Here is a 14,753-nt window from a genome sequence, read left to right on the forward strand (position 1 = left end):
AACCCCCATTATCCGCGATTTTCATCCGCGATCCGCCGCCGCCGATCCAGAAAGCTGACAGCCCGCGGTCCTGCCAGTCCATCGGCCCCCGGCGCATCGCCCGCTCCGGCCGGCAGCCGGAAGCGTGTCTTGCATGATCTTCCAACAAGCCCTGCGGCGCGAACTCGCCTACACCGCCGGTGCGGTGTTCCTGGTGATGCTGACGTTCATGCTGACGTCGCTCGTGATCCGTATCCTGGGAATGGCCGCCAATGGCAAGGCCAGCCCCAACGACGTGCTGATGCTCATCGGCCTGGCGACGATCGGCTATCTGTCGATCCTGCTGTCGGCCACGCTGTTCATCTCGACGCTGATCGTCCTGACCCGGTGGTACAAGGACTCCGAGATGGTGGTGTGGTTCTCGTCCGGCGTCTCCCTGCGCGATCTGGTCAAGCCGGTGCTGCAGTTCGCCGCGCCGTTCTTCGTCATGGCGCTGCTGCTGGGCCTGTTCGCGTGGCCGTGGGCCAACCAGCAGAGCGCGCTGTTTCGCGACCGCTTCGAGCAACGCGGCGTGCTCTCGATGATCGCCTCGGGCCGCTTCATCGAGCCGGCCAATGGCAACTACGTGCTGTTTATCGAAGGCATCGACGCCGACATGAAGCACGCGCGCAACGTCTTCGTGGCCAATGCCGAATCGGGCAAGATCGGTGTGGCGCTGGCGCATCAGGGCCAGTTCGAGACGATGCCCAACGGCGACCGTCTGGTGGTCATGGAACATGGCCGCCGCTACGCCGGTATTCCCGGCCAGCTCAATTACCGGATCGTCGAGTTCGACAAGTACGCGGTCAAGGTCGACAACAAGCCACAGGATGCCGCCGCCGACCTGCCGACCAAGAGCCGCGACACGATCGACCTGATCCGCGACCCGACCCGCGAGAACCTGGGCGAACTGCTCTGGCGGATCTCGCTGCCGATCCTGGCGTTCAACTTCGTGATGATCGCGATCCCGCTGGCCTACGTGAATCCGCGTCTGGGCCGGTACACCCCGCTTGTCTTTGCCGTGCTGATCTACCTGACCTACAGCAACCTGATCAACCTGGCGCAGGCCTGGGTCCGTTCCGGCGCGATGTCGTTCTGGATGGCCATCTGGCCGATCCACCTGGCCGTGTTCCTGTGCGCGCTGGTGATGTTCCGCTACCGCGCCAACCGTAGCCTGGGAGGCTGGCGTGCCGTCTTCGGCCTGCGCCGCAAGACCACCGGGGGCCGCGCATGAGGGTGCTGAGCGTCTACGAGCGCTACTTCGCTCGCCTGATCTATGGGGTTTTCGCCTTCATCCTGTTCGCGGTGCTGGCCCTGTTCGTGTTCTTCGACATGCTTAGCGAGCTGGAAAGCGTCCAGGGCAAGTACACGTCGCTGATCGCGTTCTTCCACGTCATGCTGGAGGCGCCGACGCGTATCTACGAGGTGCTGCCGATCGCGGTGCTGATCAGCGCGATCTACGTCTTCTCGCAACTTGCCAGCCAGTCCGAGTACACGATCTTCCGCGTGGCCGGCCTGAACACGCGGCAGGCGCTGTTCTCGCTGTTCAAGCTGGCGGTGCCGCTGGCGCTGGCCACGTTCATCTTCGGCGAGTTCATCGGCCCGGCGGCCGAACAGTACGCGCAGAAGATCAAGCTCGAGGCAATCGGTGCCACCGTGTCATCGGGCTTCCGCTCGGGCGTCTGGGTCAAGGACCGCGATCGCGATCCCGAGGAAAAGGGCGCGGGAGAAATCACCCGCTTCGTGAACGTGCAAGGCCTGAGGCCCGACCAGTCGATTACCGGTGTCACGATTTACGAGTTCGACAAGGACTACCGCCTGCACGTGATCCGCGTGGCCAAGGAAGGCAAGTACCAGGGCGGGCAGTCCTGGCAGCTCAACGACGTCAACGAGACGCGCTTCATCGAGCTGCGTGACGGCCAGCCGGCCGCCAATCGTGACGCGCTGGCGCCCGACTTCCGCGGCGAGCAGGTGCAGTTCCCGAACGTCCTGATGCACTCCGAGCTGACGCCGCAGATCCTGTCGGTGCTGCTGGTGCAGCCGGAGAACATGTCGACGGTCAACCTGTTCCGCTACATCCGCCACCTGCGCGACAACAAGCAGGACACGCAGCGCTACGAGATCGCGTTCTGGAAGAAGGTGGTGTATCCGCTGACGCTGTTCGTGATGGTTGCGCTGGCGCTGCCGTTCGCATACCTCCATGCCCGTGCGGGCGCGGTGGGCGTGAAGGTGTTCGGCGGCATCATGCTGGGCCTGTCGTTCCACCTGTCCAACACGCTGTTCTCGCACGTGGGCCTGCTGCATACCTGGCCGCCGATTGTCTCCGCGCTGGTGCCCGGCACGCTCTACCTGATGATTGCGCTCGGCGCGCTGCGCTGGGTCGATCGCCACTGATCATGGGTGCTGGGCGACAAGGGCTCATCCTGTTCGGGCACGGCGCGCGCGACGCGCGCTGGCGCGATCCGTTCGACCGGCTTCACGAAAAGCTCGTGGCGTTGCTGCCGGACTGTGCGGTTCGACTGGCTTTCCTGGAACTGATGACGCCGTCGCTGGAGGACGCCATCGACGAGCTGGCGGCGACTGGCGTTGGCGCGATCACGGTCGTGCCGGTGTTCTTCGGCCAAGGTGGGCATCTGCGGCGCGATTTCCCGCTGCTGATCGACGCGTGCCGGGTGAAGTATCCGGGGGTGGAGATTCGCGCTTCGGATGCGGTCGGCGAAGTCGACAGCGTGCTCGATGCCATCGCGGCATATTGCGCGCTGACCCTTTCCCCCGCCCCCGCCCCCGCTCCCGCTCCCGCTCCTGATCCTGGACAATAGCCCGGGACTCAAAATGCAAAAAGGCCAGAGTCAACCTCTGGCCTTTTTTCCATCGGGCAAACCGATCACGCCGCGCGTTCGGCTTCCACGTACTCCGTCGCCCTGCTCCCCAGGGCCTCGCCGATCATCAGCAGGCTGGGCTGCACCGGGTCCATCCAGCGTGCCGCCTCGCCTGCCGCCATCTGGCCCAGCGTGAACTGGTGGCTGCGCTGGCGCGGCGTCGTAGCGGCTTCCACTACCCATGCGGGTGTCGACGCCGGCTTGCCGCGAGCGATCAACTGCGCCGCAATGTTCGCTGCCTGATCACGGCCCATGTAGTAGATTATCGTGTCGGCCTTCACATCGGCCTCCACGTCGACGGCATCGGCCGCCTTGGCCTGGGTAGCGAACGCCACGCTGCGCGACACACCACGCTTGGTCAGAGGCCGGCCGATCGCGCTGGCTGCCGCGAGCGCCGCGGTGATGCCGGGCACCACCTCGTACTCGATACCGGCCGCTTCCAGCGCCTGCAACTCCTCGTCGGCGCGGCCGAACAGCATCGGGTCGCCGCCCTTGAGCCGCACCACGCGCTCGTACTTCGTGGCCAGGTCGACGATCTGGCGATTGATGAAGAGCTGCGCCGTGGAACGCTGGCCGCAGCGCTTGCCCACCTCGACCAGTTCGGCCTGCGGACACCACGCCAGCATCTCGGGCGATACGAGTGCATCGTGCAGCACGACCTGCGCCTCGCCCAACAGTCGTGCGCCGCGCACCGTAATGAGATCGGCCGCGCCGGGACCCGCACCAATCAGGTACACCTTGCCCGTGGCCTTGCCGTGCTGCCTGTCCATCCTGACCCTCGCTGTATGAAATACCCGACTCAGACGATATCAGGCATACGCACGGATCATGCCCGCCGCCACCGTGTGGTTGGTGGCTTCGTCGATCAGCACGAACGCGCCCGTCGCCGGATTGTCGCCGTACGTATCGCAGACGATCGGCTTCTGCAGCGAGATCTGCACCGAACCGATGTCGTTCAGGTTGATCTCATGGCGGCCGGTTTCGTGCGACAGCGTATGCACATCCAGCACGCGATCCACCGCCGACACGCGCGCGAACACGCTGGCCGTGGTGTGCTTGAGCACGTACTTGCGCGACGGGTTCAGCGACTCGTCGTCGAACCAGCACAGGTCGGCCGTCAGCTTCTTCGCCGATTCGGCGGCGGTATCGGCCGACACGAACATGTCACCACGCGATACATCAACGTCTTCGGCCAGACGCACGGTGACGGTGTCGCCGGCGCTGGCGGAATCGGCCGATCCATTCGGCGTCAGCACTTCGGCCACCACGGCTTCGCGATTGGCGGGCAGCACGCGCAGCTTCTGGCCCACGCGGACCGTGCCGGCTTCCACACGGCCAGCGTAGCCACGGAAGTCGTCGGCGGCGGAACCGTCCTGGCGAACCACCAGTTGCACCGGGAAGCGCAGCGCGGCATCGCCTACCGGCGCCACATCTTCCACCGGCAGCGATTCCAGCAGCGGCAGCAGCGGCTCGCCCTGGTACCACGGCATGGCGTCGCTGGCATGGACGATGTTGTCGCCACGCAGTGCCGACACCGGCACGTAGGTCACATCCTTCAGGCCCAGTTGCGCGGCCAGTTCGATGTAGGCGGCGCGGATCTCGTTGAAGCGCTGCTCGCTGTAGTCAACCAGGTCCATCTTGTTCACGGCGACGATCACGTGCTGCAGTTCCAGCAGTTTCAGGATGGCCGAGTGACGCTTGGTCTGGGCCAGCAGTTCGGCGCGGCCGTCCTTCACCGTGACGCGCGTGGCATCCACCAGCACGATGGCGGCGTGCGCGGTCGAGGCGCCCGTCACCATGTTGCGCGTGTACTGCTCGTGACCCGGCGTATCGGCAATGATGAACTTGCGGCGCGCGGTCGAGAAATAGCGGTAAGCCACGTCGATCGTGATGCCCTGCTCTCGCTCGGCCTCGAGGCCGTCGGTCAGCAGCGAGAAGTCGATCTGCTCGCCAGCGGTGCGCTTGTTCTTGGCGTTGGCCAGCGCGGTGAGCTGGTCGGACAGCACTGCCTTGCTGTCAAACAGCAGACGGCCGATCAGCGTGCTCTTGCCGTCGTCCACGGAGCCCGCGGTGATGAAACGCAGCAGGCCTTGATGTTGGGATTGGTGAGACATTGTCGTATTCCTCTGCTGCGTCGATTTAGAAGTAGCCTTCTTTTTTCCGGCGTTCCATCGACGCTTCGCTCGTCTGGTCGTCCATGCGGGTGGCGCCGCGCTCGGTGATCTCGGTCACCGCGGTCTCCGCGATGATCTCCACCGGCGTGGCCGCGGTGCTAGCCACCGGGCACGTGCAACTGATGTCGCCCACGGTGCGGAAGCGGACCGACAGCACTTCGCTCACATCACCATCCTGCTTCGGCGTAATCGGCGTCACCGGCACCAGCAGGCCGTTCTTGCGCACCACTTCGCGCTCGTGCGCGTAGTAGATCGGCGGCAGGGCCAGGTTTTCGCGGGCGATGTACTGCCACACGTCGAGTTCGGTCCAGTTCGAGATCGGGAACACGCGCATCTGCTCGCCTTGGGCCATGCGGGCGTTGTACAGGCTCCACAGTTCCGGGCGCTGGGCCTTCGGGTCCCACTGGCCGAACTCGTCGCGGAACGAGAAGATGCGCTCCTTGGCGCGGGCCTTCTCCTCATCGCGACGGGCACCGCCCATCAGCGCGTCGAACTTGTGCGCCTCGATCGTTTCCAGCAGCGTCACAGCCTGTGCGGCGTTGCGCGAATCGGTTTCCTTGCGCAGGCGTACGGTGCCGCGCTTGATCGAATCCTCGACGTGGCCCACCACCAGGCGCGCGCCCAGTTCGCCCACGCGCTGGTCGCGGAACTGGATCACTTCCGGATAGTTGTGGCCGGTGTCAATATGGACCAGCGGGAACGGCAGCTCCACCTTGCGGTCGCCCAGGCGGAAGGCCTTGAGCGCCAGATGCAGCATGACGATCGAATCCTTGCCGCCGGAGAACAGCAGCGCCGGGTTGTGGCACTCGGCCACCACCTCGCGGATGATGTAGATCGATTCGGCTTCGAGCCGGTCGAGGTGGTCGTTCTGGACCTGCAGCAGGTGTTCCACGTTGGCGGGGATGCCTGCGCTTGCGATGTCGTTCATGATGCCCATGTCGTTCTCGGCCTCAAATATTCTGTTCAGTGCTTGATGTTCTGTTCGTGGAGCCCGCACTCTTTCGAGTCCTTGCGGTTGCCTCCGGCCGGCCTTGCGGCCTTAACTTTGCTCCGCAAAGTTAGCCTTCGCCGAAACCGGGACGGAACGCAGATTGCCTTCGTGCAATCCGCATTCCTTTGTGTCCCGGTTTTCCCACCACCACCGTCCGGCGCGCACATCCTCGCCGGCCTTGACCGCCCGCGTACAGGGCTCGCAACCGATGCTCGGATAGCCCTTCTCGTGCAGCGCGTTGACCGGGACGTTGTGGCGCGACAGGTACGCCCACACTTCAGCCTCGGTCCAGTCGGCCAGCGGATTGAACTTGGGAATGCCGCGCGACTCGTCCGTTTCCTCGAACGGCAGTTCGGCGCGCGTCACGGCCTGCTCGCGGCGCTGGCCCGTCATCCACGCATCGGCGTGCGAAAGCGCGCGATTGAGCGGTTCCACCTTGCGGATGCCGCAGCAGCTCTTGCGCAGGTCCACGCTGTCGTAGAAGGCATTCAGGCCGTTCTTCTTCAGGTAGTTCTCCACGGCTTCCTGGTCGGGCGTGAACTGCTCGATCGTGTAACCGTAGTGCGTCTCGACCTTGTCCAGCACTGCCAGCGTCTCGGCATGCAGGCGGCCGGTGTTCAGCGTGAACACGCGGATGCCGGCACGCACGGCCGGGCTGCCGCGCAGGATCGCGTCGGTCAGCACCATGTCTTCGGCGGCCAGGCTCGTGGCGAAGCGCGCGCGGAAGAAACGTGCCGCGATGCCGGACAGGCGTTCGGCCAGTTCACGTTCCTTCACTTCGAGCGCTTCGATCGTGCCGGCGTACGCCGGCTTCGTCCACAGCGCTGGGGGGCGCAGCGACGACACCGAACCGTCGACGACGGGGATCTCGGAGATCACGGAGCTCATGCCACGCCCCGGGCGGTCACGTCGGCACGTGCGCGGCGGAACAGCGGCAGCGGCTCGTCCACCGAAGCCTGGTAGGCCACCGTGAACTCGGTGAAGCCCTTCAGCGCGTCGTCGATGTTCTTGTCGGCGCGCACCGCGAAAGTGTCGAAGCCGCAGCGCTTCATAAAGTTGAGCTGATCGCGCAGCACGTCGCCGATCGCGCGCAACTGGCCTGCCCAGTGGTAGCGCGTGCGCAGCAGATAGGCCGACGAGAAACCGCGGCCATCGCGGAACACCGGGAAGTCCACGGCCACGACCGATACGCGATCGAACAGCGCTTCGGCGTCGCCTGGCTCGTCTTCCGGCGCCAGCCACACGCCGGTGATGGCCTTGTCGCGGCCGGCCAGCAGGGCTTCGTTCGCCTTCCACACCGACAGCGGGAACAGCACGGCGTCGATGCCTTGCGCGACGGCAGCGATCTTTGCCTCGTCGAGCGGTTCGGTTTCGGTGGCACGCAGCACGGTCCAGCTATCGTCAACGATGACAGGACGGAATTCGGCGGTGTCGCGTTGCAGTTGAATGATCTTTGCCATGTTCGGTAACTCCGTTCGTCAGGCTTCGGCGCGCTCTTCGCGCTGCTTGTCCGCGTACACCCGTTCCTTGAACGGCGCGATGCCAATCCGGCCAACGGTTTCGATAAAGCGCTCGTCGCCAACACGGTTGGCCACGAATGTCTCGATGATGCGCGACACCACATCGGGCATCTCGTGGGCGCTGAACGACGGGCCGATCACCTTGCCCAGCGCCGTGTCATTGCCCTGGGCGCCGCCGATCGTGACCTGGTACCACTCGGCGCCATCCTTGTCGACGCCCAGCACGCCGATGTTGCCGACGTGGTGGTGGCCGCAGGCGTTGATGCAACCCGAGATGTTCAGCGAGATGTCGCCGAGGTCGTGAACGTAATCGAGGTTGTCGAAGCGCTCCTGAATCGCCAGCGCGATCGGAATCGACTTGGCGTTGGCCAGCGAGCAGAAGTCGCCGCCCGGGCAGGCGATGATGTCGGTCAGCAGGCCGATGTTGGCCGTGGCCAGACCGGCCTTCTTCGCGTCTTCCCACAGCGCGAACAGATCACGCTTCTTCACGTCTGGCAGCACCAGGTTCTGCTCATGCGCCACGCGCAGTTCGCCATAGCCATAGCGATCAGCGAAATCGGCAACCGCGTCCATCTGCGCGGACGTGGCATCACCCGGGGGCGACACCGGACCCGGCTTGGTCGACAGCGTCACGGATGCATAGCCCGGCACCTTGTGCGCGTGCACGTTGCGGTTGACCCAGCGTGCGAATGCCTTGTTCTCGAGCAGGTGCTTTTCGAACGATGCGTCGGTGTCGGGCAGCTTTTCGTAGGCGGGCGGCTGGAAGTACTGCGCCACGCGATCGAACTCGGCCTGCGTCAGCGTGCCCGGGCCGTCCTTGCTGAACTTCCACTCTTCTTCCACTTCGGCGGCGAACTTCTCGGCGCCGATGGCCTTCACCAGGATCTTGATGCGGGCCTTGTACTTGTTGTCGCGGCGGCCGTAGCGGTTGTACACGCGGATCGCGGACTCCACATAGGTCAGCATGTGCTGCCACGGCAGATCTTCCTTGATGATCGTGCCCAGAATCGGCGTGCGACCCAGACCTCCACCAGCCAGGATGCGCAGGCGCGTCTCGCCAGCGGCGTTCTTGTACGCATAGATGCCGATATCGTGCATCTGCACCACGGCGCGGTCATCGGCCGACGACGAGATGGCGATCTTGAACTTGCGCGGCAGGAACGCGAATTCGGGCTGGAACGTGCTCCACTGGCGCAGCAGTTCGGCCAGCACGCGCGGGTCCACCGTCTCGTCCGGCGCTACGCCGGCGAACTGGTCGGTGGTGATGTTGCGCACGCAGTTGCCGGAGGTCTGGATGCCGTGCATTTCGACGCTGGCGAGGTCGTCCAGCACGTCCGGCACGCGCTCCAGGTCCATCCAGTTGTACTGGATGTTCTGGCGTGTGGAGAAATGGCCGTAGTCGCGGTCGTAGGTGCGGGCGATATGGGCCAGCATGCGCATCTGCTTCGAGGCCAGCAGGCCGTACGGAATCGCCACGCGCAGCATGTAGGCGTGACGCTGCATGTACAGGCCGTTCTGCAGGCGCAGCGGCAGGAATTCTTCCTCGGTCAGCTCATCGGACAGGCGGCGACGCACCTGGTCACGGAACTGGGCAACGCGCTCCTGGACGATACGCTGGTCATATTGATCGTACTGATACATGGTGTGGGTCCGTTCAGTATTCGGTAACTTTAGGGAGGCTGGTCAGGAATGAAGCGAAGCGGTTCTGGCAAGGCCGCGTAACGACGCCTGAATCATTCATAACCGGTCTCATGAAACGAGCTTGATGGCCACGAGCGTCAGCGTCGTGGCAAGTGCGGCGCGCACGATCCGCTCGGGCAGTGCCCGCGACAGTTGCGCACCGAGCCAGATGCCGGGGATCGAGCCCACCAGCAGCGCCAGCAACAAATTCCAGTCGACCGTGCCGAGCCACACGTGGCCCAGGCCTGCCACGGCCGTGAGCGGCACGGCGTAGGCGATATCGGTACCGGCCACTTCGGCCGGTTTCATATGGGGATACAGCAGCAGGATCAGGGTCGCGCCCACGGCGCCGGCACCGATCGACGACACCGTCACCAGCACGCCGATCACGGCGCCCACCAGCACGGTGGCCACCACCTGCTTGCGGCCTTCGAGCTGGAAGCGCGGGTTGCGCGCCAGCCAGGCCAGCATCTGCTTGCGGAACAGCAGCGACAGCACGGTCAGCAGGACCGACACACCGATCGTCACGCGGATCGCGTGGAGCCACTGCGCATTGAGTTCACCCGCGCTCTTGAGCACGAGGATGGCGGCCACGGCGGCCGGCAGGCTGCCCACGCACAGGCGGCGCACCACCTGCCACTGCACATGACCGTGCGCGCGGTGGGCCAGCGTGCCGAAGCCCTTGGTAATCGAGGCAAACGCGAGGTCGGTGCCCACCGCGGTGGCCGGCGAGAAGCCGAACAGCAGCGTCAGCAGCGGCGTCATGAGCGAACCCCCGCCGACTCCGGTCAGACCGACCAGGAGACCTACCAGCAGACCGGAAACGGTATAGGCAAGGGACATCGGGGGGGATTCTCGAGTTGCCCGGCTTTCCCCTCGTCCGCGTCACCTATACAGGCTGGGGGCTGGACGCAATACGGGCAGGCCGAACGTTTAACAAAGTTCGAGAATCGTAATAAACTCGCCTCATACCTCAAACTAATAAGAAGTTGTTTGTTTATACGGACGCAGTTATATGAACCTTCATCAATTCCGCTTTGTGCGTGAGGCTGTCCGTCAGAATTTCAACTTGACGGAGGCCGCAAAGGCGCTCTATACGTCACAACCCGGCGTTTCCAAGGCGATTATCGAACTGGAAGAGGAGCTAGGTGTCGATATCTTCACACGCCACGGCAAACGGATTCGCAGCCTGACCGAACCGGGGCGACGCATCCTGACCTCGGTAGAGAAGATCCTGCGGGAAGTGGAAAGCCTGAAGCGCGTGGGCAAGGACTACGCGGCACAGGATCAGGGCAACTTCACCATCGCCACCACCCATACCCAGGCCCGTTACGCGCTGCCGCGCGTGATCAGCGAGTTCACCAAGCGCTACCCGAAGGTGCGGCTGTCGATCCAGCAGGGCAATCCGGCGCAGATCGCCGACATGATCTTGCATGACCAGGCCGATCTGGGCATCGCCACCGAGGGCATCTCGGGCGACAAGAGCCTGGTGTCGCTGCCCGGGTACCAGTGGCAGCACATGGTGATTACGCCACCTGACCATCCGCTGCTGGAGAAAAAGCACCTGACGCTGGAAGACCTGGCCACCTTTCCGCTGATCACCTATGACGTGAACTTTGCTGGCCGGCCCAAGATCGACAAGGCATTCGAGTTGCGCCATCTCCAGCCGGACATCGTGCTGGAGGCCATCGACGCCGACGTCATCAAGACGTACGTCGAGGTCGGCCTGGGCGTCGGCATCGTGGCCGGCCTCGCCTACGACCCCGAACGTGACCGCAACCTGCGCGGCATTCCGGCCGGCCACCTGTTCGGCACCAACGTCACCCACCTGGCCGTCAAGCAGGGGGCCTATCTACGCAGCTTCGTCTATACATTCATCGAGTTGTTCTCGCCGACCCTGAACCGCAAGCTGGTGGAACAGGCGATGTCGGGCGACCACGAAGCCTACGAACTCTGAGCATCGCTCGAAGCACCCTGCCCTATATATATGTCAGTCACTGATTCCCTCCCGACGATCCACTGGACCGAAGACGGCGCCGAGCGCAGCGCGATGTGGCGTTCCGAAGCCGGCCTGCCCCCGCCGAAACGCGTGGTGATCGCCGACGACCAGACGCCGGCCGATACCGCGTTCCGTCTGGCCAGCGAAGGCACCGCCCTGCTCTGGCGCGGCGACTTCCAGAATGCGCGCCAGTTGCTGCAGGCGATGGCACGGCGCGTCGATCGCAAGCCGAAGAAGGCGCCGAAGCCGGCCGCCAGCCTCACCGAGGCATTCCACAAGCACCGGCTCGTCCAGTCGCAGCGAGCCCGCACGCTCGGCATGTTGCTGCTGCCGTTCGAGGCCGGCCACGTGGTGCCGCTGCGCCGCGCGCCCGATGTGCATGAAGCCTGCGAGCAGGTCTACGGTCCGTCCGACACGCCGTACGTGGCGTCGATGCGTGAACTGCTCGGCCTGATCGGCGCATTCGAGTGGCGCAAGAAAGGCATCGAGATCCCGGCGCTCGGCGAGCGCATCCATCCGTGGTACGGCGTGTTCTCGCCTGTGCGCGGCGAGTACATCGACCTCGTGGCGAAAGAACCGCTGCCATCGGGCACCCTGGCGTTCGACATTGGCACCGGCACCGGCGTGCTCGCGGCGCTGCTGGCCCAGCGTGGCGTGAAGCGCGTGGTAGGCACCGACCAGGACGCCCGCGCGCTCGGCAACGCCCGCGCCAACGTCGAGCGGCTTGGACTGACGGGCGACGTCGAGATCATCGAAGCCGACCTGTTCCCCGAAGGCCGCGCGCCGCTCGTGGTCTGCAATCCGCCGTGGGTACCCGCGCGCCCGAGCTCGCCGATCGAGCACGCCGTGTTCGACCCGGACAGCCGGATGCTGCGCGGCTTCCTGAACGGCCTGGCCGCGCATCTGACGCAGGATGGCCAGGGCTGGCTGATCCTGTCGGACTTTGCCGAACATCTGGGCCTGCGCACGCGCGACGAACTGCTTGGCTGGATCGATGCGGCGGGGCTCAAGGTGCTTGGCCGCTCTGACATCCGCCCGCGCCACCCGAAGGCCGCCGATGCCGACGACCCGCTCTTCGCCGCGCGCAAGGCCGAGATTACGTCGCTGTGGCGACTGGCTGCGAAGTAATCCACCTGGTCGTTCCCAAAGCCGTCTCCGAAGTCGCCCTCTTCACGATCCTGTCTCGTCCGGGAGTTCGCCGATGCGTCTGCGCAAGCTGCTGCTGCCAGTGATGTCCATGTTGTCTTTTGGTGTCGCCACGGGGTCGGCCCATGCCGATATCCGCGTCGGCGTCGACCTGTCGACCACAGGCCCCGCCGCCGCGATCGGCATCCCGTCGCGCAACACGGTGCAGATGTGGCCGCAGACGCTTGGCGGCCAGCGCGCGCAGTACATCGTGCTCGACGACGCCACTGACCCGGCTGCTGCCGTGCGCAACGTGCGCAAGCTCATCGCCGAGGACAAGGTCGATGTGATCGTCGGCCCCAACATCACGCCAAACGCGATTGCCGCGCTCGACGCCATTGCCGAGAGCGGGACGCCGATGGTGGCGCTGGCCGCCTCGGCTTCGATCATCGAGCCGCCCGGCGACGCACGCCGCCGCTGGGCATTCAAGATGCCGCAGAACGACGCCCTGATGGCGACGATCCTGACCGAGCACATGACCAACCAGGGCGTGAAGACGGTGGGCTTCATCGGCTTCAACGATGCCTACGGCGAAAGTTGGTGGCGCGAGTTTTCGAAGATGGCCGAGATCCGTCGCCTGCGCGTGGTGGGCAACGAGCGCTTCGGGCGCACCGATACTTCGGTGACCGGGCAGATACTGAAGCTGATGTCGGCGAATCCCGATGCCATCCTGATCGCGGGCTCGGGCACGCCGGCGGTGCTGCCTCAGAAGGCACTCGGCGAGCGCGGCTACAAGGGCCGCATCTACCAGACCCACGGCATTGCATCGTGGGACTTCCTGCGCGTGGGTGGCAAGGACGTCGAGGGCACGCTCTTTCCGACCGGGCCGGTGGTGGTGGCGCGGCAGTTGCCCGATAGCCATCCGGTGAAGAAGGTGGCACTCGATTTCGTCACGCGCTATGAAGCGAAGCACGGGCCGGATACGGTGACGCAGTTTGCTGGCGATGCGTGGGGCGCATGGCTGCTGCTCGACGATGCCAGCCGACGCGCGCTCAAGAGCGGCGCGCAACCTGGCACGCCAGCGTTCCGCGCCGCGCTGCGTGACGCGATCGAATCGACGCACAACCTGACCGTGCCCAATGGCGTGCTCAACCTGAGCGCGCAGGATCATCAAGGTTTCGACCAGCGTGCCCGCGTGATGGGCGTGGTACGCAATGGCAAGTTCGCCTACGCAGGCGACAAGTAAGGCAAGTTCGAGGAAGCATTCATGACCACCGTAGCATTTATTGGCCTGGGCGCGATGGGCGCGCCGATGGTGGGCCACCTGATCCGCGCCGGCCATACCGTGCGCGCCTTTGTGCGCCGACCCGAAGCGGCCGATGCCGCGCGCCAGTTGGGCGCGGAACCGTTCTTCACGCCCGCGGAAGCCGCGCAAGGAGCGGCTGTCGTCTTCACCAACGTGACATCGTCCGAGGACGTGCGCGAAGTGCTGCTCGGCCAGAACGGCGTGGTGGAAGGCGCCGCGCCAGGCACGATCTGCGTCGACCACAGCACGATCTCGCCGATCGTCACGCGCGAGATCGCGCAAGCGCTGGCAGCGCGCGGCATCGAGGCGCTGGACTGTCCGGTATCGGGCGGCACGGTGGGAGCGCAGGCCGCCACGCTGACGATCATGGTCGGCGGCAAGGCCGAGGTGCTGGAAAAGGTGCGTCCGCTGCTGGAGCAGATCGGCAAGACCATCACGCACATCGGCGACAGCGGCGCGGGCCAGGTGGCCAAGCTGTGCAACCAGATCGCCCAGGTGGTCAATATCGAAGGCATCGCCGAAGCCATGCGCTTTGCCGGCGCGCAGGGCGTGGACACTGCCAAGGTGTTCCAGGCAATGTCCACCGGCATGGCCGGCAGCCGTATGCTCGACATGCTCGGCCCGAAGATGGTGACGCGCGATTTCTCCGCTGGCATAGAGTCGCGGCTCCACGCCAAGGATTTCGGACTCGCGGCAGACATCGCCACCGAGATCGGACTTGAGTTGCCGGCGATGCGCGCCACGTCGGCACAACTCGGCGAGTTGATGGATCAGGGTTGGGGCAAGGACGATACGTCGTCGCTGCTGAAGGTGCTGGAACTGAAGGGCTGACGAAAGTCACCCTGTGGGGTCACCCAGTAGGCGGGCGACTGGCGTCCGCTCGCCCTCGGCCCCATCCAGCCGTTCAAAACCCCGCGATCATCCCCAGCAGCGCTCGCATCATCGGACTGTCGTCGCGCATCAGGTCATCCATCGCATTGAAGTGATGGCGGCCCGGCAGCGCGATCGGCTCGCGCACATTGTCGGGCCATGCCGCGCGAATCAGCGCGTTGTGGCGGGGG

14 protein-coding genes are annotated in these 14,753 nt (G+C 65.0%); 7 read left to right on the forward strand and 7 right to left on the reverse strand.

Annotated features, from left to right (window positions below):
* The first annotated feature begins 133 nt into the window (after positions 1-133).
* From lptF to RN01_RS10490, 3 genes are read left to right on the forward strand one after another with little or no spacing between them, the layout of a single operon-like run.
* The gene (gene lptF / locus RN01_RS10480; protein ID WP_017512939.1) at positions 134-1,252 is read left to right on the forward strand and encodes an LPS export ABC transporter permease LptF; all 1,119 of its coding nucleotides are present in this window, start codon (positions 134-136) and stop codon (positions 1,250-1,252) included.
* The gene (gene lptG, locus RN01_RS10485; RefSeq protein WP_017512940.1) at positions 1,249-2,412 is read left to right on the forward strand and encodes an LPS export ABC transporter permease LptG; all 1,164 of its coding nucleotides are present in this window, start codon (positions 1,249-1,251) and stop codon (positions 2,410-2,412) included. The genes lptF and lptG overlap by 4 nt, the downstream gene beginning before the upstream one ends.
* Before the next feature lie 2 nt (positions 2,413-2,414).
* Positions 2,415-2,837 (forward strand): sirohydrochlorin chelatase, encoded by a 423-nt coding sequence (locus RN01_RS10490; RefSeq protein WP_017512941.1) that lies wholly within the window; start codon positions 2,415-2,417, stop codon positions 2,835-2,837.
* A gap of 65 nt (positions 2,838-2,902) precedes the next feature.
* Here the strand turns inward: RN01_RS10490 and cobA are convergent, their stop codons facing one another.
* The 7 genes from cobA to RN01_RS10525 all read right to left on the reverse strand — a co-directional run bounded on the left by cobA (position 2,903) and on the right by RN01_RS10525 (position 10,105).
* Positions 2,903-3,667 (reverse strand): uroporphyrinogen-III C-methyltransferase, encoded by a 765-nt coding sequence (cobA, locus tag RN01_RS10495; RefSeq protein WP_008644105.1) that lies wholly within the window; start codon positions 3,665-3,667, stop codon positions 2,903-2,905.
* 39 nt (positions 3,668-3,706) lie between these two features.
* The gene (locus RN01_RS10500) at positions 3,707-5,011 is read right to left on the reverse strand and encodes a sulfate adenylyltransferase subunit 1 (RefSeq protein WP_008644107.1); all 1,305 of its coding nucleotides are present in this window, start codon (positions 5,009-5,011) and stop codon (positions 3,707-3,709) included.
* Positions 5,012-5,036: 25 nt separating this feature from the next.
* Positions 5,037-6,008, reverse strand: coding sequence for a sulfate adenylyltransferase subunit CysD (gene cysD / locus RN01_RS10505; RefSeq protein WP_008644109.1), 972 nt, complete (start codon positions 6,006-6,008; stop codon positions 5,037-5,039).
* 102 nt (positions 6,009-6,110) lie between these two features.
* Entirely contained in the window at positions 6,111-6,950 is an 840-nt protein-coding gene (locus RN01_RS10510) for a phosphoadenylyl-sulfate reductase (protein WP_017510761.1), read from the reverse strand.
* Positions 6,947-7,522, reverse strand: a complete 576-nt coding sequence (locus RN01_RS10515; protein ID WP_017510760.1) for a DUF934 domain-containing protein — start codon at positions 7,520-7,522, stop codon at positions 6,947-6,949. Before RN01_RS10515 ends, RN01_RS10510 begins: the two co-directional genes overlap by 4 nt.
* 18 nt (positions 7,523-7,540) lie before the next feature.
* Positions 7,541-9,223 carry a nitrite/sulfite reductase gene (locus RN01_RS10520; protein ID WP_024569070.1) on the reverse strand — a complete coding sequence of 561 codons (1,683 nt, stop codon included), beginning with the start codon at positions 9,221-9,223 and terminating at the stop codon, positions 7,541-7,543.
* Between the two features lie 108 nt (positions 9,224-9,331).
* Positions 9,332-10,105 carry a sulfite exporter TauE/SafE family protein gene (locus tag RN01_RS10525; protein WP_008644115.1) on the reverse strand — a complete coding sequence of 258 codons (774 nt, stop codon included), beginning with the start codon at positions 10,103-10,105 and terminating at the stop codon, positions 9,332-9,334.
* 172 nt (positions 10,106-10,277) lie between these two features.
* Between RN01_RS10525 and RN01_RS10530 the strand changes: the two genes are divergently transcribed.
* The 4 genes from RN01_RS10530 (at position 10,278) to RN01_RS10545 (ending at position 14,523) form a co-directional block, all read left to right on the forward strand.
* Positions 10,278-11,219, forward strand: a complete 942-nt coding sequence (locus tag RN01_RS10530; protein ID WP_017510759.1) for a CysB family HTH-type transcriptional regulator — start codon at positions 10,278-10,280, stop codon at positions 11,217-11,219.
* 30 nt (positions 11,220-11,249) lie between these two features.
* Positions 11,250-12,389, forward strand: a complete 1,140-nt coding sequence (locus tag RN01_RS10535; protein ID WP_017510758.1) for a class I SAM-dependent methyltransferase — start codon at positions 11,250-11,252, stop codon at positions 12,387-12,389.
* Between the two features lie 73 nt (positions 12,390-12,462).
* Entirely contained in the window at positions 12,463-13,632 is a 1,170-nt protein-coding gene (locus RN01_RS10540) for an ABC transporter substrate-binding protein (RefSeq protein WP_017510757.1), read from the forward strand.
* Positions 13,633-13,653: 21 nt separating this feature from the next.
* Positions 13,654-14,523 (forward strand): NAD(P)-dependent oxidoreductase, encoded by an 870-nt coding sequence (locus RN01_RS10545; RefSeq protein ID WP_017510756.1) that lies wholly within the window; start codon positions 13,654-13,656, stop codon positions 14,521-14,523.
* The last annotated feature ends 230 nt before the right edge of the window (positions 14,524-14,753 follow it).

Origin of the sequence: Cupriavidus sp. SHE (assembly GCF_000812445.1) — a bacterium.
Taxonomy (GTDB): domain Bacteria; phylum Pseudomonadota; class Gammaproteobacteria; order Burkholderiales; family Burkholderiaceae; genus Cupriavidus; species Cupriavidus metallidurans.